At 70.9% G+C, this 20,694-nt stretch carries 22 protein-coding genes; 14 read left to right on the plus strand and 8 right to left on the minus strand.

Annotated elements, in window-relative coordinates:
• Positions 1–74: 74 nt before the first annotated feature.
• A complete protein-coding gene (locus CHB84_RS04805; RefSeq protein WP_245818560.1) occupies positions 75–1,034 on the minus strand; it encodes a glycosyltransferase family 2 protein in 960 nt (319 codons plus the stop codon).
• Positions 1,035–1,053: 19 nt separating this feature from the next.
• Here CHB84_RS04805 and CHB84_RS04810 point away from each other — a divergent pair, with 19 nt between their 5' ends.
• The 3 genes from CHB84_RS04810 to CHB84_RS04820 all read left to right on the plus strand — a co-directional run bounded on the left by CHB84_RS04810 (position 1,054) and on the right by CHB84_RS04820 (position 4,376).
• The gene (locus tag CHB84_RS04810; protein WP_089300255.1) at positions 1,054–2,214 is read left to right on the plus strand and encodes a glycosyltransferase family 4 protein; all 1,161 of its coding nucleotides are present in this window, start codon (positions 1,054–1,056) and stop codon (positions 2,212–2,214) included.
• A gap of 105 nt (positions 2,215–2,319) precedes the next feature.
• Entirely contained in the window at positions 2,320–3,459 is a 1,140-nt protein-coding gene (locus CHB84_RS04815; protein ID WP_089300256.1) for a glycosyltransferase family 4 protein, read from the plus strand.
• 5 nt (positions 3,460–3,464) lie between these two features.
• On the plus strand, positions 3,465–4,376 hold the full coding sequence (locus CHB84_RS04820) for a glycosyltransferase family 2 protein (protein WP_245818561.1): 912 nt from the start codon (positions 3,465–3,467) through the stop codon (positions 4,374–4,376).
• Positions 4,377–4,386: 10 nt separating this feature from the next.
• Here the strand turns inward: CHB84_RS04820 and CHB84_RS04825 are convergent, their stop codons facing one another.
• On the minus strand, positions 4,387–4,863 hold the full coding sequence (locus CHB84_RS04825; RefSeq protein WP_141134567.1) for a hypothetical protein: 477 nt from the start codon (positions 4,861–4,863) through the stop codon (positions 4,387–4,389).
• 174 nt (positions 4,864–5,037) lie between these two features.
• Here CHB84_RS04825 and manB point away from each other — a divergent pair, with 174 nt between their 5' ends.
• Entirely contained in the window at positions 5,038–6,123 is a 1,086-nt protein-coding gene (manB, locus tag CHB84_RS04830) for a mannose-1-phosphate guanylyltransferase (protein WP_089300259.1), read from the plus strand.
• 63 nt (positions 6,124–6,186) lie between these two features.
• Here manB and CHB84_RS04835 read toward each other — a convergent pair whose 3' ends face one another.
• The 3 genes from CHB84_RS04835 to cofD are packed head-to-tail and all read right to left on the minus strand — an operon-like array spanning position 6,187 to position 9,159.
• Positions 6,187–6,690 (minus strand): NUDIX hydrolase, encoded by a 504-nt coding sequence (locus CHB84_RS04835; RefSeq protein ID WP_089300340.1) that lies wholly within the window; start codon positions 6,688–6,690, stop codon positions 6,187–6,189.
• Between the two features lie 26 nt (positions 6,691–6,716).
• Complete coding sequence (locus tag CHB84_RS04840) at positions 6,717–8,138, minus strand: coenzyme F420-0:L-glutamate ligase (RefSeq protein ID WP_281251730.1); 1,422 nt, start codon at positions 8,136–8,138, stop codon at positions 6,717–6,719.
• Positions 8,139–8,157: 19 nt separating this feature from the next.
• The gene (cofD, locus tag CHB84_RS04845; protein ID WP_089300261.1) at positions 8,158–9,159 is read right to left on the minus strand and encodes a 2-phospho-L-lactate transferase; all 1,002 of its coding nucleotides are present in this window, start codon (positions 9,157–9,159) and stop codon (positions 8,158–8,160) included.
• 512 nt (positions 9,160–9,671) lie between these two features.
• Here cofD and fdxA point away from each other — a divergent pair.
• Both fdxA and dapC read left to right on the plus strand, forming a co-directional pair.
• The gene (gene fdxA, locus CHB84_RS04850) at positions 9,672–9,992 is read left to right on the plus strand and encodes a ferredoxin (RefSeq protein WP_089300262.1); all 321 of its coding nucleotides are present in this window, start codon (positions 9,672–9,674) and stop codon (positions 9,990–9,992) included.
• Entirely contained in the window at positions 9,989–11,110 is a 1,122-nt protein-coding gene (gene dapC / locus CHB84_RS04855; RefSeq protein WP_089300263.1) for a succinyldiaminopimelate transaminase, read from the plus strand. Before fdxA ends, dapC begins: the two co-directional genes overlap by 4 nt.
• Positions 11,111–11,343: 233 nt before the next feature.
• Here dapC and dapD read toward each other — a convergent pair whose 3' ends face one another.
• Entirely contained in the window at positions 11,344–12,333 is a 990-nt protein-coding gene (dapD, locus tag CHB84_RS04860; RefSeq protein ID WP_089300264.1) for a 2,3,4,5-tetrahydropyridine-2,6-dicarboxylate N-succinyltransferase, read from the minus strand.
• 36 nt (positions 12,334–12,369) lie between these two features.
• On the minus strand, positions 12,370–12,807 hold the full coding sequence (locus tag CHB84_RS04865; RefSeq protein WP_089300265.1) for a hypothetical protein: 438 nt from the start codon (positions 12,805–12,807) through the stop codon (positions 12,370–12,372).
• A gap of 83 nt (positions 12,808–12,890) precedes the next feature.
• Here CHB84_RS04865 and dapE point away from each other — a divergent pair, with 83 nt between their 5' ends.
• The 6 genes from dapE to CHB84_RS04895 all read left to right on the plus strand — a co-directional run bounded on the left by dapE (position 12,891) and on the right by CHB84_RS04895 (position 17,524).
• Positions 12,891–13,967 (plus strand): succinyl-diaminopimelate desuccinylase, encoded by a 1,077-nt coding sequence (dapE, locus tag CHB84_RS04870; protein ID WP_089300266.1) that lies wholly within the window; start codon positions 12,891–12,893, stop codon positions 13,965–13,967.
• Between the two features lie 26 nt (positions 13,968–13,993).
• Positions 13,994–14,779 (plus strand): LOG family protein, encoded by a 786-nt coding sequence (locus CHB84_RS04875; RefSeq protein ID WP_089300267.1) that lies wholly within the window; start codon positions 13,994–13,996, stop codon positions 14,777–14,779.
• Between the two features lie 39 nt (positions 14,780–14,818).
• Positions 14,819–15,400: an LOG family protein gene (locus CHB84_RS04880; RefSeq protein WP_089300341.1), complete on the plus strand. Its 582-nt coding sequence runs from the start codon at positions 14,819–14,821 to the stop codon at positions 15,398–15,400.
• A gap of 101 nt (positions 15,401–15,501) precedes the next feature.
• The gene (locus CHB84_RS04885; RefSeq protein ID WP_089300268.1) at positions 15,502–16,494 is read left to right on the plus strand and encodes a glucosyl-3-phosphoglycerate synthase; all 993 of its coding nucleotides are present in this window, start codon (positions 15,502–15,504) and stop codon (positions 16,492–16,494) included.
• Between the two features lie 77 nt (positions 16,495–16,571).
• On the plus strand, positions 16,572–16,907 hold the full coding sequence (locus tag CHB84_RS04890) for a DivIVA domain-containing protein (RefSeq protein WP_089300269.1): 336 nt from the start codon (positions 16,572–16,574) through the stop codon (positions 16,905–16,907).
• 35 nt (positions 16,908–16,942) lie between these two features.
• Entirely contained in the window at positions 16,943–17,524 is a 582-nt protein-coding gene (locus tag CHB84_RS04895; protein WP_281251731.1) for a DNA-3-methyladenine glycosylase I, read from the plus strand.
• 76 nt (positions 17,525–17,600) lie between these two features.
• On the opposite strand, the gene CHB84_RS04900 is transcribed toward CHB84_RS04895, so the two are convergent.
• A complete protein-coding gene (locus CHB84_RS04900; protein WP_089300343.1) occupies positions 17,601–18,380 on the minus strand; it encodes an enoyl-CoA hydratase-related protein in 780 nt (259 codons plus the stop codon).
• A 438-nt stretch (positions 18,381–18,818) separates the two neighbouring features.
• Between CHB84_RS04900 and CHB84_RS04905 the strand changes: the two genes are divergently transcribed.
• A complete protein-coding gene (locus CHB84_RS04905) occupies positions 18,819–18,986 on the plus strand; it encodes a DUF3117 domain-containing protein (RefSeq protein ID WP_089300344.1) in 168 nt (55 codons plus the stop codon).
• A 50-nt stretch (positions 18,987–19,036) separates the two neighbouring features.
• Positions 19,037–20,566 (plus strand): leucyl aminopeptidase, encoded by a 1,530-nt coding sequence (locus CHB84_RS04910; RefSeq protein WP_245818562.1) that lies wholly within the window; start codon positions 19,037–19,039, stop codon positions 20,564–20,566.
• The last annotated feature ends 128 nt before the right edge of the window (positions 20,567–20,694 follow it).

Genomic DNA, 20,694 nt, shown 5'->3' on the forward strand with positions numbered 1-20,694 from the left:
CACACTAGCCCTCCAGGGTCACGGGGACGAAACGGCGGTAGGCGATCGTGGACGCGGCGCGGTCACGCGGGCACTCAACGACCGGCCCACCGCGCCCAGAGCGCGGCGCGGCGCGGTCGGTCCCCTGCGCGGATCCTGGCGCGTATCGCCGCAGGCAGCCGGATGACGGCGCCTGCGAGCGCGCGCGACCGCAGCCGGACACGGAAGTTGGCCGTGCCGGGAACCGGGCTCGGCACGCGTAACTTGCGCAACGGCAGCACGAGGGTGAGGCAGGCGAAGCGCCACCACTGCCGCGCAGCGACCGGTGCCGGCGCGCAGCGCACCAGGGTGAGCAGCCGGTTGCGTTCGTTCCACAGGTGGAACCGGGCGGATCCGAGGCCCGTGCTCGCGGCGTGCAGGTGCCGCACGCCTGCGGCGGGGACCGCGAGCACCCGCCACCCGGCCAGGCGCAGCCGCCATGCCGTGTCGGTGTCCTCGTAGTAGCAGAAGAACTCGCCCGGTACCCCGCCCGCGGAGCGCAGGGCCGCGACGCGCAGCAGCGCGGCACCACCACAGAATGCGAACACCTCGAACGGCTCCGCGCCGGATCGTCCCGCCGGATCCGCGGCGATGTCGGCGCCGTGGCCGTCCGCGGTCAGCCGCACGCCGAGGGACTGCACGGACCCGTCCTCCAGTCGCAGGCACGCGCTCGCCGCCGCCGCGGTGGGATCCGCAAGCAGCGCGTCCTCCAGCTCGGCGAGCCAGCGCCGGTGCGGGCGGGCGTCGTCGTTGAGCCAGGCGACCAGGGGGGTGTCGACCAGCCGCAGCGCGGCCGAGAGGCCGCCCGCGTACCCGGTGTTGGCGCGTAGCCGCAATACGCGCGGCGCACTGGGATGCCGCGCGAGAACGGCTGACGTGCCGTCGGTCGAGCCGTTGTCCACCACGACAGTATTATGTGGACGGTCCTGGTCGGCGACCGCGTCGAGGCACTCGGTCAGCCGGGAACGGCCTTGCCAGGTGACGATCACGACGCTGGTGAGCGGGCTGCTTGGCACACCAAGCACAATAGGGGTTGTGCCGGAACTCGTCGTGCTCGCCGACCAGTTGTTCGCTCCGGTGCCGGGCGGCACCGGTCGCTATACCGCGGAACTGCTGCGCGCGCTCGCGGAGACCACACCCCCCGGCTGGACCGTCACCAGCGTGGTGTCCCGGCGCGACGACGTCGAGAAGGCGGAGATCCCCGGGGTGAACGGGCCGCGCATCCTGCCGGTGCCGCGCCGCGCGCTGATCGCCATGTGGCAGTCGGGGGTGCCGTACTGGCCGGGTGGTGACGCCGTACATGCGCCCACGCCGCTCGCTCCGCCCCGCAAACCGGCGCTCGGCAGGCATCGCAATGCTTCCCTTGCGGTGACGGTGCACGACACCGTGCCGTGGACGCACCCGCACACACTCACCGCGCGCGGGGTCGCCTGGCACAGGTCGATGGTCTCGCGTGCGATGCGGCGTGCCGACTTCGTCGTCGTACCGACCCGCTCGGTGGCAGATGAGCTACGGGCATACGTGCCGGGCGAGTCGCGCCTCGAGGTGATCGCGCACGGCGCGACCGAGGTCTTCACCGCTGCCGAAGGCGTGGACCTGCCTGTCGACGTCGGGCATCTCGAGCTGCCCGACCGCTACATCCTGAGCGTGGGGACGCTCGAGCCACGCAAGGGTCTGGACGTGCTGATCGAGGCGGTCGCGCGAATGCACGGCGCGGACCCGCGCGCGCCGGACCTGCTGTTGATCGGCCAGCAGGGCTGGGGTGGTGTCGATCCGGTGAGCCACGCGGAACGTTGCGGCCTGCCACCGGGGGCGGTACGCGTGCTCGGCAGGCTGTCGGACCTCGAGCTGGCTGCCGTGCTGCGCCGAGCGACGGTGCTCGCCGCGCCGAGCCATGCGGAGGGGTTCGGGCTTCCGGTGCTGGAGGCGATGGCGGCAGGGGTGCCGGTGGTTCACTCCGATGTCCCGGCGCTGATCGAGGTCGCTGGTGGCGCGGGCGTGACCGTGCCGCGCGGTGAGGTCCGGGCGCTGAGCGAGTCACTGCTCGAAGTGGTGCACGACTCGGTGTGGGCCGCGCAGCTGGCCGCACAGGGGCGCAGGCGGGCGGAGGAGTTCTCGTGGCGCACCGCCGCCGAAGCGGTCTGGGCCCTGCACAGGGACGGTTACCGCGACTCGCAGCCGGTCGCCCGCTCCTGAGATGCCCTGCCCGCTCCCGCCTACGCACCCCGGGCCGTCGGCAGGGTTCGGCCTGGTTCGAGTGTTCGTACGTGCGTGGCCTGCCGGGCGTCGTAGGCTGCACACGTGCCACGAACCGAACCGCAGGTACTGATCGACGCGACAGCGATCCCCGCCGACCGGGGAGGGGTGGGCCGGTACGTCGACTCGCTCGTCGCGGCCCTCGATGCCGACGGCGCCCACGTCAGCGTGGTGTGCCAGCCGCGGGACGGGGAGCGCTACGGCACGATCGCCCCCGGAGCGCGAGTGGTGCCCATCGCGGAGTCGGTCGCGTCCCGCACGGCACGCCTGACCTGGGAACAGACCTCGCTGCCCGTGCTGGCTCACAGGCTGGGCGTGGATGTCGTGCATTCGCCGCACTACACGATGCCGCTGGGCAGCCGGGCCGCGACGGTGGTGACGGTGCACGACGCGACGTTCTTCACCGATCCCACGCTGCACTCCACCATCAAGGCGCATTTCTTCCGGAACTGGAGCAGGCTGGCGCTGCGCAGCGCGGCTCGCTGCGTCGTGCCGAGCGAGGCGACGGCCACCGAGCTCGCCGCGGTGACCAGGGTGCGGCCCGGCTCCCTCGACGTCATCCCGCACGGGGTCGACACCACCCGGTTCCACGTACCTGTGCAGCGGGACGTGCGCCGTGCCCGCGAGCACATCGGGCTCGGCGCGGGCCCTTACCTGGCGTTCCTCGGTGCCCTCGAACCACGCAAGAACGTCCCCGCGCTGATCCGCGGGTTCGCGCGCGCCGTGGCGGGACGGGCGGACAGGCCCGCGCTGGTGCTGGCCGGGCAACCCGGGTGGGACGGGGAGGTTGCGCGCGCCCTTGACGAGGTCCCGCACCGGATCCGCGTGATCCGCGCAGGCTACCTCCCCTACGAGGTTCTCCCCGGCCTTCTCGGCGGAGCGGAGGTGGTCGCGTACCCGAGCCTCGGTGAAGGGTTCGGGCTGCCGGTACTGGAAGCCATGGCGTGTGGTGCCTGCGTGCTGACCACGGCCAGGCTCGCGCTGCCCGAGGTCGGTGGCGACGCCGTGGCCTACTGCGGGGTGGGGCCGGACGACATCGCCGGGAGCATGACCGAGCTGCTGGACGATCCCGGGCGCCGTGCGATGCTGGCAGCGGCCGCCGAACGTCGAGCCAAGGAGTTCACCTGGGCATTCTCGGCTGAACGGCACCGCGAGTCGTACGACCGTGCGTGGCGGGGAGAATGACCGCCGTGACCAAAACGACCGGATCGGGCACGTACGGTGACGGCGTCGCTGTCGTCACGGTGACCTACTCGCCGGGCAGGACTCTGGAGAGGTTCATCGAGACCCTGGCGAAGTCCACGACCCGCCAGCTGCGCGTGGTCCTCGCCGACAACGGGTCGACGGACGGCACTCCCGAGCTGGCTGCCGAACGCGATGGTGTCGTCCTGGTGCGCATGGGCGAGAACCTGGGTTACGGCGCCGCGGCGAACAAGGTCGTCTTCGGCCTCGACGACTCCGTCGGGTGGGTCGTGGTCGCCAATCCCGACCTGGAATGGGGCTCGGACGCGCTGGACCGGCTTCTGGAGGCCACCGAGCGGTGGCCGGCAGCGGCGACGTTCGGACCGCTGATCACCGACCCGCACGGGGCCGTGTACCCGTCGGCGCGGTCCCTGCCCACGCTCGGCAGCGGTATCGGGCACGCCCTGTTCGCGAGGCTGTGGCCTGCCAACCCGTGGACCCGCGCCTACCGGCAGGAGGACGTCGAGCCCGCGGAGCGGACAACCGGGTGGCTGTCCGGTTCGTGCCTGCTGCTGCGCAGGGAAGCGTTCGAGGCCGTGCAGGGGTTCGACCCCCGCTACTTCATGTACTTCGAGGACGTCGATCTCGGCGACCGGCTGGGCCGTGCGGGATGGCTCAACGTGTACGTCCCCTCAGCGCAGGTCATGCACGTCGGTGGCCACGCGACGACCAGGGTCTCGCGGCGCATGCTGGCCACCCACCACGCCAGTGCCTATCGCTACCTCACGGACCGCTACCCAGGGTCGTGCTGGAAGCCGATCCTGGCTGCCGTCCGGCTCGGTCTCGCCGTGCGGCTGCGGATGGCCAGCCGGGCGCCGGATCCGCATACGACGACCGCGGTCGCGCGGGACCTTCGTTGAGTGACACACCTCAGGCTCCGTCGAGCCTGCGGGTGACGCTGGACCGCCGGGTTCGCGTCACGGTGGGGACGAGCTCGTCGTTCTGCTCGTGCTCGACGACGTCCTCGGCGGTCCGCTGCTGCTCGGTGCCGCCCTCGGTCAGGTCGGGCAGGGGAAAGCCGCGCGGGGGCGTGTCGGCGTCCGGGTCGGGCAGCGGCTCCGTCGGCGTGGGGTCGGTGAGGTGGTGCTGCGCGGTGTCCTGTGCGCGGATCTGCGCGCGTGGAACCACAGCGGTGGCGTCCGGGTCGTCGGTGTCGGCCGTGTCGGAGTCGGCCACGACGGCCCTGCTGATCTGTACCGTCCTGGACTCGTCCATCGGGGACAGGGCGGTGTCGGGTGTGACGACGAAGGTGCCCCGGTCACGGGCCCGAGACAGCATGGCGTCGGCCCTGTCGAGTGGATCCATCGTGCTCCCGCCCTTTTCACCCAGCGCACCTGACGACGTCATGCCCGTCCCACCGCCGCGGCCCTGCCGGTCCGTGGCGGATGCGGGGTTGTTGACTAGGGTATGCCTTCGCGGCGCGTGGCGTCAGTTGGTCGGACGGTCTGTCGCCCAAGTAGTGATCTTCGGCGTGTCCTTGCTGAAGGGTGCGGCGGGTGCCACCGGAAAGGGGACTGAGATATGGCTGCAGTGCAGAGCCAGGAAGCCGATGCCGTCGTACTCGTCGGGGGCAGGGGCACCCGGCTGAGACCGCTGACGCTTTCCGCGCCGAAGCCGATGCTGCCGACCGCGGGAGTGCCGTTCCTGACACACCTGCTCTCCCGGATCAGGGACGCGGGTATCACCCACGTCGTGCTCGGGACATCGTACAAGTCCGATGTATTCACCGAGTACTTCGGTGACGGGTCGCGGCTGGGCCTCGAGCTCGAGTACGTCGTCGAGGACGAGCCTCTGGACACCGGCGGAGCCATCCGCAACGTCGCCGGTTCGTTACGCGCCGACGACGTCGTCGTGTTCAACGGCGATATCCTTTCCGGAGCCGACCCGGCGCACCTGTTGACCACGCACCGCAAGGCACAAGCCGACGTCACCCTGCACCTGGTGACCGTGGACGACCCGAGCGGGTTCGGCTGCGTGCCGACCGATCCGGACGGGCGGGTCACCGGATTCGTGGAGAAGTCCCCCGACCCGCCGACGGACCAGGTCAACGCAGGTTGCTACGTGTTCCGGCGCGAGGTCATCGACAGAATCCCGCACGGCACGCCCGTCTCGGTCGAGCGGGAGACGTTTCCCGAGTTGCTCGCCGGGGGCGCACACCTGCACGGGGCAGTGGACAGTACCTACTGGCTGGATGTGGGCACCCCGGCCGCGTTCGTCAAGGGATCCGCCGACCTGGTGCGGGGTATCGCGCCGACGGGGGCGCTCCCCGGGGAGACCGGGGAGTCGCTCGTACTCGGCGGTGCGGACGTGGCAGGCAGCGCCGTGGTCGACGGCGGATCGGCTGTCGGGGTGGGCGCCTCGGTCGCGGCAGGCGCCCGGGTGGAAGGCTCCGTGCTGTTCGACGGGGCGGTGGTCGCCGACGGTGCCGTGGTGCGTGACTGCGTGCTCGGCGCGCGGGCGCGGGTCGGTGCCGGCTCGGTGCTCGACGGCGTCGTGCTCGGTGATGACGCGGTTGTGGGGGCGGGCTGCGAGCTCATCACCGGGGCGCGCCTGTGGCCGGGCGTGACCGTTCCGGACGGCGGTATCCGCTTCTCCACCGACGTATGAGGGCCCACGGGCCGGCCAGTGGCCGGTTCACCGGCAGGCCCAGTGGCCGGTTCACCGGCAGGCTCAGCGCAGCGCTGCGGTGATCAGTGGCGTGAGGTCGTCCGCACCGTCCGGTGGCTCGCGTACCGGCCACCAGCGCAGGTCGAGTGACTCGTCGCTCGTCGCGGGTTCGGCTCCCGGCCGGGCGTGCGCGCGGAACCGCACGTCGAAGTGCCGTGTCGGCACCCCGAGAGAGCAGGTGACCGGGTGCACGTCGAGATGCACCGGGGTGGGGTCGACCACCGGGTCCGTGATGCCGGACTCCTCGACGGCCTCCCGCAGCGCCGCCCCGGCCAGTGAACCGTCCCCGCTTTCGCAGTGCCCGCCGAGCTGGACCCAGCGGCCGATACGGCGATGCAGGGTGAGCAGCATGTGCTCCCCCGAATGATCGAGCAGCAGCGTCGACGCGGTGAGGTGCCCCGGTACGCACGCCCGCTCGCACGCGTCCGGGCGCGCGGACAGGAACGCCAGGAACGAGTGACGAAGCGCGTCCTGCTCGGGCGTAGCCGGTCGCCAGTCCCGCAGCATCGCGGTAGCCCCTGTGTGCAGCTCGTTCACAGCTCGACGAGCCCTTCGCCCGGGTCGGTCACCTCGCGTGGTTCGGGTGTTCCGGAGGCCGGATGCCCGATGACGATCGCCCCGAGCGGCTCCCACTCCTCGTCCAGCTGCAACGCCTCGCGAACGACACCGGGGGCGAAGATCGTGGACCCGACCCAGCACGACCCCAGCCGTTCCGTGGCGAGCGCGACGAGCAGCGACTGCACGGCGGCGCCCCCGGCTACGGTGAACATGGTGTGTTCGGCCTCGGCGCGCCTGCTGTCCGGGTAGCTGTGCGCGCCGTGCGGGACGAGGAACGGGATGACCAGTTCCGGCGCCTCGTAGAGGAGGTCGCCGCGGCGCAGGCGTCGCCCGACGCGCTCGCTGTCGAGGCCGTCGCCCGCGAGGTCGGCTCGCCAGGCCTCGCGCATCGCGTCCAGCATTCGCATACGCACCTCGCGGTGGCGGAGCCACACGAAACGCACCGGCTTGGTGTGGTGCGGCGCGGGCGCGGTCAACGCGGCGGCGACCGCCCTGCGCACGGCATCGGGCGCGACCTCATCGGTGGAGAACTCCCGCACCGACCGGCGCAGCAGGACGGCCTCGCTGTGCCCGAGCTCCCGCGCCTCCTGCGTGCCGAGCCGGAACAGGTCCTCGTGGTGCGGCCGGATGAGGTCGCGCGCCAGGGAGGTCGTGCGTGACGCGTCGTCCTCGAACGACAGACCCCGCAGCACAGCTACCGGTGTCTCGGCGATCTTGCCTTTGACGAGATCGGCCGCGGCTGCGATCTCGTCGGCGATCGCCACCTCCGTGACGGCGAGCTCGTTGCCCATGCTGTCGGTGGCGCCCGCGTAGGAGTGCGTGACCGCCAGCCCGCTCGCCCCGATCGCGGCGTCGGTCTGCCCGATGCGCCACGCTCGCCCCATCGTGTCTGTCACGATCACGGCGGTGTCCACGCCGAGCCGCTCGTGCAGGGCGGTCCGTAGCGCGGCCGCGGAGGCGTCCGGGTCGGTCGGCAGGAGCGCGATCTCGTCCTGGGCGACGTTGGACGCATCGACACCCGAGGCCGCTTGCACCAGCCCCAGCCGGTTCTCGGTGATCAGCGTGCGGCCGAACCGCGCCAGTACCCGAACCGTCTCGGCGTCGACCAGCTCGCGGCGAGCGGTGTCGCGCGGCTCGGGATCCTGGGGGACGGGTACCAGCCTTCCCTCGGCCTTGGACACGACCTTGCTCGTGACCACGACGATGTCCCCGGAACGCAGCCACGGCGCCGCGCTGGCGATGGCCTCCCCGAGGTCGTCTCCGGGACGGATCTCCGGGATGCCCTCGACGGCGAACAGCTCGATACTCGTCGCCGCGTGCTCGGCCGGTGTCTCGGCGACCGCTCCGGTCTCCGGCGTGGCTGCCTGCGTGGTGTCGGGGTCCGCGGTGGGATCCACTCGGGGTCCGGTGGTGTGTTCAGTCAATGTCGCACCCGGCCAGTTCGAACGCTGCCTTGGCCATCTCGGCGGTGGCATCGATGTCGGTCATCATCAGCGGAGTGTCTCGCACGGTCACTCCCGGAACCTCCGCGGACTCACCCTCGGCGATCAGCCAGCCGTCGAGGATTCCGGTCTCGGTGCCGGTCCGCGAGCCGTAGTGCCTGCCGACGGCCTCGGCCGAGGTCTCCACACCGATCGCCGTGAGGCACGCATCGGCCATACCGCGCACCGGTTTGTCTCCTACGATCGGCGAGAGCCCGATGACGGGGGCGGGAGCCGCTCGTAACGCGTCCCGGATCCCCGGCACGGCGAGGACGCTGCCCACGGAGACGACGGGGTTGGACGGCGCCAGCACGATGAGGTCGGCCTCGCCGATCGCCTCGAGCGTCCCATCAGCGGGTGCGGACTCCTCGGCGCCGACGGGCACGATGGAGTGCGCGGGCAGGGCAGCCCGGTAGCGTGCCCACCATTCCTGGAAATGCAGCGCCTTGTGCTGCTCGGGGGCGTCCGGGTCGTCGACGACGACGTGCGTCTCCACCCGGTCGTCGGTCATCGGCAGTAGCCGTACCCCTGGCTGCCACCGGTCACAGAGGGCTTCGGTCACCGCGGACAGCGGGTGGCCGGCGCGCAACATGTGCGTGCGGACCAAGTGCGTGGCGATGTCCTTGTCGCCGAGGGCGAACCAGCCGGGTTCGGCGCCGTACGCGGCGAGCTCGGCGGAGACGGTCCACGTCTCACCGGCGTGGCCCCAGCCGCGTTCGGTGGCGATCTCCCCACCGAGCGTGTACATGCACGTGTCCAGGTCCGGGCAGACACGCAGGCCGTGCATCCAGACATCGTCGCCGGTGTTGACCAGCGCCGTCACCGTATGGGGCGAGCCTTGCGGGCCGGGACCGGTGGGGGGTAGGCCCAGTGCCGCCTTCAGCCCGAGCAGGAACCGCGCGCCGCCGACACCGCCAACCAGAACTACAACCTTCACGAAGGGAGATCCTCGCACGTTCCGGGTGTCCGACGGTATGCGGAGCGCGGGTGGCGCCGGATCCGGCCGTGACGGACGTCACCGTTGCGACGGCGGAGCGGGCCGTAGCGGGCTCACGCAGGCCCGCGACATTGCCCGCGCCTGCCATGGCAGGCATGGTGGCAACGTGGCCGTTCGTTCGATGAGGAGGTCGTGGGTGGGTAGCTCACGGAAGGCTCTCCGTGGCGACAGGAGTCTCCGCGGCGGGATCTTCGAGGGACCCCGCGGGCCGAGCCCGCCGGCGGACGGCGCCGATGTACGTGACAGAGGACACGACGGACACGACGCGAAACCCGCGGCAGAAGGTCCCGCTGTTTCGTCGTCACGGGTGATCAGGGAGATGACCGGCGCACATCCGGTAGAGGCACGCGCGGACGGGTTGTCCGGCTAAGGGTGGCCTTACCTCCGCGTGTCCGGGCCGTCGGCGTAATCTGCGAATGGACAGACAGGCAAGACGGAAGTAGGAGAGCGCAGTGACCTACGTAATCGCCGAGCCCTGCGTCGACGTTCTCGACAAGGGATGCATCGACGAGTGCCCAGTTGACTGCATCTACGAGGGTGAGCGGATGCTGTACATCCACCCCGACGAGTGCGTGGACTGCGGCGCTTGCGAACCGGTCTGTCCCGTCGAGGCGATCTACTACGAGGACGACGTCCCGGACGAGTGGACTGCCTACACCAAGGCCAACGTCGACTTCTTCGACGAACTCGGCTCGCCTGGCGGGGCGGCCAAGGTGGGCAAGACGAGCCATGATCCCCAGTGGATCAAGGATTTGCCACCGCAGGGCGAATGACCTCGCCGGGGCGGCGAGTCACCGCTCGGGCGCGGCCGGACCTTCCGGACTTCCCCTGGGACTCGATCGCGCCGTACCAGGCCACGGCGCGAGCTCACCCGGATGGGGTGGTCGACCTTTCCGTGGGGACTCCCGTGGATCCGGTGCCCGAGCGTGTTCGCGCTGCGCTGTCCGCCAAGGCGGACAGCCCCGGTTACCCGGCTACGCACGGTACGGCTGAGCTGCGTGCCGAGGTGGTCGCCGCGCTGGAGCGCAGGCACGGTGTCACCGGTGTCGATGCCGAGGCGGTGCTGCCCACCATCGGCTCGAAGGAGATGGTCGCCTGGCTGCCCCGCCTGCTGGGGTTCGGTCCCGGCGATCTGGTCGTGATCCCCGACCTCGCCTACCCCACCTACGATGTCGGGGCCCGGCTCGCGGGCGCGACGGTAGCCAGGTCGGACGGTCTGGTCTCGGTAGGGCCCGCGCGACCGGGGATGATGTGGGTGAACTCGCCGTCGAACCCCACAGGGCGGATCCTGGGGGTCGACCACCTGCGGAAGGTGCTCGACTGGGCGCGCGAACGCGGCACGATCGTCGTCTCCGACGAGTGCTACCTCCCCCTCGGCTGGCAGGACGAGCCGGTGTCGGTGCTGCATCCCGAGGTGCACGGCGGTGACCTCGAGGGTGTGCTCGCCCTGCACTCTCTTTCCAAGGCCGCGAACATGGCCGGCTACCGCGCCGGGTTCGTCGCGGGAGACCCGGCACTGGTCAGCGAGCTGCTCGCGGTCCGCAAGCACGCCGGCATGATCGTTCCCCGTCCCGTTCAGGAGGCCATGCGGGCCGCGCTCGCCGACGACGAGGCCCTTGCGCTGCAGCGGCAGCGCTACGCCTCGCGCCGCGCTACGCTGCGCACCGCGCTGGAGGCGGCAGGTTTCCGGATCGACCATTCCGAGGCCGGCCTGTACCTGTGGGTGAGCCGGGACGAGGACGCGTGGCAGACCCTGGAATGGTTCGCCGAGCGGGGCATCCTCGTTGCGCCGGGATCGTTCTACGGCCCGGCGGGACAGCGGCATGTGCGGGTCGCGCTCACGGCCACGGATGAGCGGGTGACGGCCGCGGCCGGGCGGCTCGCCGGCTAGGGTGTGTCTCTCAATCCCGCGTACCTGCTGCGCGGGGCCAGCGCGGCGGCTGGCGGCGTTCTCGTCGCCTCCGGTAGGAACCCACTACCGGCGGCTCCGCCAAGCGCGACCCGATGCCAGCCACCACCCTGATCCCCGCTCGCGACGGAGGGGATCAAGAGACACACCCTAGCCCACGCCCGGTGGCCCACCCGGCGTCGCCGTCAGCCGGTACGGCTGAGCGGTGGGTCCCGTCAGTCGTTGGCGTGCAGCGCGGCGTTGAGCTCGACACCGCTGCCGTCGCGGTGAACCGCTTCGACGGCCCCGGTCGCGGAGTTGCGGCGGAACAGCACCCCGGAGACCCCGGAGAGCTCGCGGGCCTTGACCAGCTTGCCTTCGAAAGCGATCTTCGTGCCCGCCGTCACGTAGAGTCCGGCCTCGACCACGGAGTCGTTCCCGAGGGAGATGCCGATCCCGGCGTTGGCGCCGACGAGGCAGCGCTTGCCGATGGAGATGACCTCCTTACCTCCCCCGGACAACGTGCCCATCACGGAGGCACCGCCACCGAGGTCGGTGCCGTCGTCGATGACCACGCCTGCCGAGATACGCCCCTCGACCATCGAGGCACCCAACGTGCCGGCGTTGAAGTTGACGAAACCCTCGTGCATCACGGTGGTGCCCGCGGCAAGGTGCGCGCCCAGCCGTGCGCGGTCCGCGTCGGCGATACGTACACCGCTCGGGATCACGTAGTCGACCATTCGGGGGAACTTGTCGACGCCGTACACGGTGACCTGCCCACGCGTGCGCAGCCGCATCCGGGTCGACTCGAACCCTTCCACCGCACACGGCCCGTGGCTGGTCCACACCACGTTGGACAGGAGACCGAAGACGCCGTCCATGTTCTGCCCGTGCGGCGGGACGAGGCGGTGGGACAGCAGGTGCAGGCGCAGGTACACATCGTGCGCGTCGGCAGGGGCATCGGCGAGCGAGCCGATGGTGGTGCGCACCGCGACGATCTCGACCCCCCGGAGGGTGTCGTGCCCGAGCACGTCGGACGCCTCCGTCCCGAAGACCTCCGTGGCCTCGTCCTGGGTGAGTCGCTGTGTGCCGCCGTCCCCGCTCGGGCTCACCAGCTTCGGGTGGGGAAACCAGGTGTCGAGCACCGTCCCGTCGGTGGCGACGGTCGCGAGGCCGGCGCCGGTGGCTCCTGCGCTTTCGGGCTGGGAAGTCTGTTCACTGCTCACGGGTTCAACGGTAGCGGAGGGCGTGTACGCGGCCGCCTACCTGGTCGATTCGTCGAGCTCGCTGCGCACCTCGTCGAGAGTATCGGCGAGGTCGACGAGCGCGTCCACGCAGACGTCCTCCTCGGCAGGCTGTGCCGTGCCGCAGCGGTGGTCCCGGTAGTCGGCGACACGTGCCGCGAGGCGCTCGGCGTGTCCTGCGAGCCGCTCGTGCTCGTCGCGGGCGATCTCGCGCATCGTTCCGGCCGTGTTGCCGAGCTGGGTGACGAACTTCTCACAGTCCCTCGGCTCCCGCTGCGCAGGCTCGGTGTGGCACGGGTCGTCGCGCAACGCGTCGATCTTGGTGTCCAGCACGTCGATCCGCCCGGGGACGTGGTCGTCGATCTCGTCCGGCACCTGGCTCGCCTGACCGCAGGCGGGCAGCGCCAGCACGGCGAGCGCGACACCGATGCCCAGCCGTCTTCCTCTCGCGCGCACGTTCCCACCGTACGCAACCGCCGTCCGGGGAACTCGGCAGGTTCCCGCGCGGCTCGCAGCCGGACCGGCGGTACCGTTGCGCCATGCCCGCTCTCGATCTGCACTCCGACCCTGTCGAGCTCACCGCCACCCTCGTGGACGTCCCCAGCGTCTCCGGGGACGAGGGCGCGCTCGCCGATGCCATCGAGCAGGCCCTGCGCGAGCAGGCGGGTCACCTCGAGGTCGTCCGGGACGGCCACGCCGTGCTGGCACGGACCACCCTCGGCAGGCCCTCGCGAGTGGTGTTCGCCGGGCACATCGACACCGTGCCGGTCAACGACAACCTCCCGGTCCGGCGCGCCACCGGTCCGGGCGGTGACCGGCTGCACGGTCTGGGCACGGTGGACATGAAGGGTGGCGACGCCGTCTTCCTGTCGCTGGCAGCCACCGTCCGCGCTCCGCGGCACGACATGACGTTCGTGTTCTACGACTGCGAGGAGGTCGAAGCCGCCCGCAACGGCCTCGGCCGCATCGAACGCTCGCTGCCCGACTGGCTGGACGGTGACCTCGCCGTCGTCGGTGAACCCTCCAACGCGGTGGTCGAGGCGGGCTGCCAGGGATCGCTGCGCTTCGAGGTGCGCTGCACGGGTGCGCGTGCGCACACGGCCCGTGCCTGGATGGGCGTCAACGCCGTGCACGCTCTCGAGCTGCCGCTGCGCAGGCTCGCGGAGTACCAGGCGCGGCAGGTGGTCATCGACGGTCTGACGTACAGGGAGGGGCTGCAGGCCGTGCGGGTCACCGGTGGGGTCAGCGGCAACGTGGTCCCCGACGAGGCCGTCCTGACGGTCAACCACCGGTTCGCCCCCGACCGCACCCTCGAGCAGGCGGAGGAGCACGTGGCGGAGGTTTTCGACGGGTTCGAGCTCACCTTCGTGGACCGCTCACCGCCTGCCCCTCCCGGCCTGACCGCGCCTGCCGCCGCCGAGCTCGTGCGTGCCTCAGGAGGGCAGCCGGTCGCGAAGCTGGGTTGGACCGACGTCGCGCGCTTCGCCGCACGCGGTGTCCCCGCGGTCAACTACGGGCCCGGGGATCCGACGCTGGCCCACACGCAGCAGGAGAACGTCGACACGCGGGAGATCACCGGTGTAGCGGATGTTCTCCGGAAGTTTCTCGCCGACTGAGCGGCTTGGCGATTAGTGTTGCGGCCGTGGCTGATCACGACTCCGACCCGGGTGCCGAGTACCCCGAACACCCCCGGGAGAAGCACAGGGGACCTGTGGTCCTCCGCCGCGGCAGGCTTGTCGAGGCGACGACGACCGACCAGCGGCTGCTCGACAGCCGCGGCCCCACGGACTGGGTGCACACCGACCCGTGGCGGGTACTGCGCATCCAGGCCGAGTTCGTGGAGGGCTTCGGCGCGTTGGCGGAGGTTCCGCGGGCCGTGACGGTGTTCGGCTCGGCGCGTACCGGACGGGAGGACCCGGAGTACGAGCTCGGCAGGGAGATCGGGGCGTCGCTGGCCGACGCGGGCTTCGCCGTGATCACCGGCGGTGGTCCGGGGTCGATGGAGGCGGTCAACCGGGGCGCGTCGGACGCAGGGGGGCTGTCGATCGGCCTTGGCATCGAGCTGCCGTTCGAGCAGGGCCTCAACCCGTGGGTCGACCTCGGTGTCAACTTCCGCTACTTCTTCACCCGCAAGACCATGTTCGTCAAGTACGCGCAGGCGTTCCTCTGCCTGCCGGGCGGGTTCGGCACGCTCGACGAGCTCTTCGAGGCGTTGACGCTGGTGCAGACGAAGAAGGTCACCAAGTTCCCGGTCGTGCTGTTCGGCAGCGAGTACTGGGGAGGCCTCTACGACTGGATCGCAGGCACGGTGTGCGCCGACGGGAAGATCAACGAGTCCGATCTCAAGCTCCTGCACCTGACCGATGACATCGCCGACGCGGTCTCGGTGGTGCAGGAGGCTTATCGTGGCTGGGAAGCCACGCACTGACGTGCGGCGAACTCGGGAGGATTGGGCGTGAACAACGGGATCGGCTCGGTATGCGTGTTCTGCGGGTCCTCACGGGGTGCAGAAGGGCGCTATCTCGAGCACGCCTCGGACCTCGGCGCGCTGCTGGCCAGGCAGGGCGTTCGCGTGGTGTACGGCGGGGCACAGGTCGGCATGATGGGTGTCGTGGCCGATGCCGCGCTGGCCGCGGGCGGCGAGGTCGTCGGGGTACTCCCGGAGAGCATGGCCGACCGCGAGATCGCCCACACCGGCCTCAGTGAGCTGCACGTGGTCGACGGCATGCACGAGCGCAAAGCGATGATGGCCGAGCTCTCCGATGCCTTCATCGCCCTGCCCGGGGGCATCGGCACGCTCGAGGAGCTGTTCGAGATCTGGACCTGGATGCAGATCGGGCTGCACGACAAGCCGGTCGGGCTGCTCGACGTGGCAGGCTTCTACCAGCCACTGTTGCGCATGGTCGAGCACATGGTGCGGGAGGGGTTCCTGCGCGCCGAGCACAGGGACACGCTCGCTGTCGACGCCGACCCCGTGCGGCTGCTCGAGGCCTTCTCCCGGCGCGGAACCCCCGTGGACAAATGGGCCACTCTGGACACCTCGTCATAGGCAGGCCCCTGCAGGCCGCACGTACCCGCCGGCCTGCACGCTCGCATGACACGATCGATAGGTCCGCACGTGGCACGATCGGATGAGGTGGCTCCGCGAACATGGATGGATCGCTGTCCCACACGTACCAGACACAGCCGTGGACGAGGCGGGAGCTGGAGCAGGCGAAGGGGGAGACCACGGTCTCGGTCGTACTGCCCGCGCTGAACGAGGAGGACACGGTGGCGGGCGTCGTGGAGTCGGTCCGCCCGCTGGTCGGTGGTCTTGTCGACGAGGTGGTCGTCGTCGACTCCGGTTCGACGGACGCTACACCCGAACGGGCGCGTGACGCCGGCGCCCGCGTGGAGCGGTGTCGGGACATCCTGCCGGAGATCGAGCCCGTGCCGGGCAAGGGCGACGTGCTCTGGCGGTCCCTGGCGGCTACCAGCGGTGACGTCCTCGTCTTCCTGGACTCCGACCTCGTCGAGCCCGACCCGGCGTTCGTGCCGGGGTTGCTCGGCCCGTTGCTGTGTGACAGCGGCGTACACCTGGTCAAGGGCTTCTACCGGCGACCACTCCGGGTGGAGAGCGAGGAGTGGGACACGGGCGGCGGTCGCGTCACCGAGCTGCTCGCCCGCCCTGTGCTGGACGCGTTCCGCCCGGCGCTGTCGGGCTTGATCCAACCGCTCGGCGGGGAGTACGCGGCCACACGGAGCCTGCTGGAGTCGGTGCCGTTCGCCACCGGGTACGGCGTGGAGATCGGTCTGCTGCTCGACACCGAACAGCGGTACGGCGCGGACGCGCTCGCGCAGGTCAATCTCGGGGTGCGTAAACACCGCAACCGGTCACTGCTGCAGCTCGGGGTGATGGCCAGGCAGATCCTCGGTACGGTGCTGAGCCGGTGCCAGCCCGACCCGGGCCCGGGGACGAACACGGGAACGCGCCCGGCGACCAACGAGGAGACGGCCCCGGCCTCGACCGGGACCGTGCTGACGCAGTTCGTGCAGGTGGCCGGGGAGTGGTTGCCCACGAGCACCGAGGTCTCCGTCGGCGACCGGCCGCCCATGAACACCTTGCGGGCACGGAGCGCGGCCGGCGTGCCCGCGGGTCCGTGAGCGGGTCGTGCGGAGGTCCGGAACGCGCGCTGAGCCGCCCTGACACCCCGCCGTAGGCGGTATGCCAGGATCGTCGCGTGACAACCGTGCTCCTCTACCTCGTCGTGATGCTGCTCGTCGGCGCGGTGGTGTTCCTGCTCGCCGCCGTGGTGTTCGGCCGTGGCGAGGAACTCGAGCCGTTGCCGCCCGGGACCTCGCCGACCCGGCTGCCGGCACAGGACATCACCGGAGCCGACGTCGCGCAGGTGCGGTTCCAGATCGTGCTGCGTGGCTACAAGATGTCCGAGGTCGACTGGGTGTTGCACCGCCTCGGTGGTGAGCTGGACTCGGCGCGCGAGAGGATTGCCGTGCTCGAGCGCCGGTGCGCCGATGCCGGGCTGGTTGTCGAGCAGGCAGCGGGGGACGAGCGATGAGCCGTGGTAGGACGATGAGGTACCGGTGAGGTCCCGTGAGTGATGCCCAGGCGTTGGTGACCGCCGAGGAAGACCTGCCCCGCTGCCCGTGGGCCAACACCGCGCCGGATTACGCCGAGTACCACGACACCGAGTGGGGGGTGCCGCTGACCGGCGAGATCGCCATGTTCGAGCGGCTGTGCCTCGAGTCGTTCCAGTCCGGGTTGTCGTGGTTGGTGATCTTGCGTAAGCGGGACGCGTTCCGGCGCGCGTTCGCGGGGTTCGACCCGGCGCGAGTGGCGGAGTTCGACTCCGATGACGTCGAGCGGCTACTCACCGACACCGACATCGTCCGGAACCGGGCCAAGATCGAGGCCGTGATCGCCAACGCCCGGCTGATCCCCGGCCTCGAGATCGCCCTCGACGAGCTGCTCTGGTCGTTCGCCCCGGCTCCGGGCGAGCACACCCGGCCGTCCGACATATCCGAGGTGCCCGCCACGAGCGACGCCTCCCGGGCGATGGCGCGCGAGCTCAAGCGTCGCGGCTTCTCGTTCGTCGGGCCGACAACGTGTTACGCGCTCATGCAGGCCACGGGCATGGTCGACGACCACGTGGCCGGTTGCTGGCTCGCCTCGTGACGCTCGAGGAACGTCCAGCGGCCTGCCAGGGTCGCCGAGGTGGTCTGCGCAGGCACGACCGCCGGGACCGCCCCGGTCACTGCCCGGTGAAGGTGGGTTCCCGCTTGGCGACGAACGCCTCGACCGCCTCGCGGTGGTCTGCGGTTCGGCCGAGCTCGGTCTGCGCGGCCTCCTCGGTGGCGAGCGCCTCGCCGAACGTCGACTCGGCCGCGCCGGACAGGCTTTCCTTGATCTTGCGGTAGGCGACCGTCGGACCCGCGGCGAGGCGGGCCGCCAGCTGTTGGGCCCGGTTCGTGGCCTCGCCGTCGGGGACGACCTCGGAGACCAGGCCGATGCGCAGCGCCTCCTCCGCGGGAACCTTGCGCGCGAGCAGCATCAGCTCGAGCGCGCGCCCGTAGCCGATCAGTCGTTGCAATGTCCAGGACGCGCCGGAGTCCGGCCCGAGACCCACGTTGGCGAAGGCCATGAGGAAGTTCGACGAGGTGGCCGCGATACGGAGGTCGGCGGCGTAGGCGAACGCCGCGCCGGCACCGGCCGCCGGGCCGTTCACTGCCGCGATGATCGGCTTGGGCATGCTCGCGATCGCGGTGGCGATCGGGTTGTAGTGCTCGCCAACGGTCCGCAGGGGAGCGGGGTCGTCGGCGAGCAGCAGGCTGACGTGCTCCTTGAGGTCCTGCCCCGCGCAGAATGCGGTACCCGCACCGGTCAGCACGATCGCCCCGACCTGCTGGTCGGCTTCCGCCGCACGCAGCTCGGCAAGCAGCCGTTCCTTCAGCGCGACGTTGAGCGCGTTGTAGGAGTCGGGCCGGTTCAGCGTGATGGTGCGAACCCCCTCGGCATCGGCGGTGGTCACCATATCCTGATCCGGGTCGGCCCCGGTGCTGGCGTTGGCTGTCACGTCGTCACTCCTCCTTGGATCCGGGATTTGCTGCCTGGTGGTCGGACCAGAGCTCGAGGTATATCAGCGGTGGTGCCACCGGCCGGGCCCGGTGGCGCGCATGGTTACCCCGCCAGCCTGCCGTATCCGGGGCCGCGCGCACCCTCCGGTGCTGCATTGATCGGTGTCCGTGCCGACGGTGAGGCGTTTACCAGCGTTGATACCCGCACGCAAGGCGCCATCCGCTTGAGCAGCGAGATCGACGATAGGGGACAATGGGTGTGTGAGGTTTCACTGGCGGGCGCTTACGGGTGCGGGTGGTCCGAGGTATCCGCGCCCGCTCACCGAGCCTCGTCGACCCGGTTGGCTTTGGCGAGCGCGACCCGGGCGCGCTGGTTGATACGGAGGGAGCACGCTATGGCGGCCATGAAGCCCAGGACCGGAGATGGTCCCCTCGAGGTCGTGAAGGAGGGACGTGGCCTAGTGATGCGGGTACCACTGGAAGGCGGTGGGCGGCTCGTCGTCGAGATTACGGCCGACGAAGCCAAGGACCTCTGTGTCGCCTTGCAGGAGGCAACGGGATAGCCGGCAGGGTGGATCCGAACGACGAGGTTACAGCGCACGGAAGGGGCGGGGTGTCGGTTCCGCGCACGGGAGTCCCTTCCATTCCGCGTGAGCTGCCCTCGGTCGAGGTCGTCGCATCCGGTACCGGCGACGAGCCGCTGGCCGTGCTGGTGTCGAGGGAGGCGGTCGACAGCGCAGGGCGGACCGGCAGGGAGCAGCTCGCCGCCGCGGAACACCGCCGGCCCGCCGAGCTCATGGCTCGGCTCGGCGCGAAGGGGTCGGCAGGCGAACTACGCAGGGTGGACGAGCCGGCGCCACAGGCCCGCTGGCTGGTGGGTACCGGGGACGGCTCCGGAGCGGACTACCGGGAGGCCGGTGCGGCGCTGATCCGCGCGGTAGGGTCCGACGCCGAAGCGTGCACCGGCTCGGGTGGGCAGGCATCAGAGGTGGTGCGGGTCGCCCTTCCCCCCGATATGGAGCCGGACGCGGTCGACGATCTGGTGTACGGGCTCGCGCTCGGCGGGTACCGGTACCGGGTCGGTTCGGCGAACCAGGACATGCCGGTGCGTGGCGTGCGCCTGGTGGTCCCGGAAGGGAGTCAGGAGTCCGCCTACCGCCCGGCTGTGGCGCGGGCGAGCGAGCTCGCGGCAGCCACGGCGCTGGCCAGGGATCTCGCCAACACACCGTCGAACGTGAAGAACCCGGCCTGGCTCGCGCGTGTCGCGCGGGACCTCGCCGATGATCGTGTGGGACTCGACGTGCGTGTGCGCGACGAGGGGTGGCTGGCTGAGCACGGTTTCGGTGGCATCCTCGCCGTCGGAGGCGGTTCGGCGAGCGCTCCCCGGTTGATCGAGCTCAGCTACGACCCCGGAGTCGGCGGTGCCCATGTACTGCTTGTCGGCAAGGGCATCACCTTCGACACCGGTGGGTTGTCCATCAAACCCGCGGACGGCATGCACCTGATGCGCACGGACATGTCCGGCGGCGCCGCGGTACTCGCCGCGATGCGCGCGATCGCGACCCTCGGTATCGCTACGCGGGTGACCGCGCTTGTGCCCGCGGCCGAGAACCACGTCTCGGGTGCGGCTTACCGGCCAGGGGATGTGGTGCGGCACTACGGTGGGCGCACGAGCGAGATCACCAACACCGACGCCGAGGGGCGGATCGTACTCGCCGATGCGCTCGCCTACGGGATCGAGCGCGCGGCGCCGGACGCGGTCGTCGACGTTGCGACGTTGACCGGGGCCATGAAGGTCTCGCTGGGAGTGCGCACCGGTGGCGTGTTCGCCAGCGAGACCTCGCTGGCGGAGCGGGTGTGCGCGGCAGGGCAGCGGGTCGGCGAGGCGTGGTGGACCATGCCGCTGCTGGACGATCACGCCGAGTCGGTGGTCAGCGAGATCGCGGACCTGCGACAGGCCCCGCAGGGGCCCGGCGGGGTCACCGCGGCGCTGTTCCTGCGGGAGTTCGCCGGTGACCTGCCGTGGGCGCATCTGGACATCGCCGGTCCGGCCCGGGCGGAGAGCACCTACCGCGAGGTGGTTCCCGGTGGAACGGGATTCGCCGCGCGGACCCTCGTCGAGCTCGTGGCCGGCTACGCCTGACGAAGCCGCCCGCGCGGCGTCGACTCCGGGGCATGTCTGGTTTCCCACACTCGCCTTCGCCCGGCGCGGCTCGCACGTACGATCGACGGCCGTGTCCTCGAACGTCCGGAGCCGCACGCGCCCGGGCG

It is taken from the genome of Haloechinothrix alba, assembly GCF_900188115.1.
GTDB lineage: Bacteria > Actinomycetota > Actinomycetes > Mycobacteriales > Pseudonocardiaceae > Haloechinothrix > Haloechinothrix alba.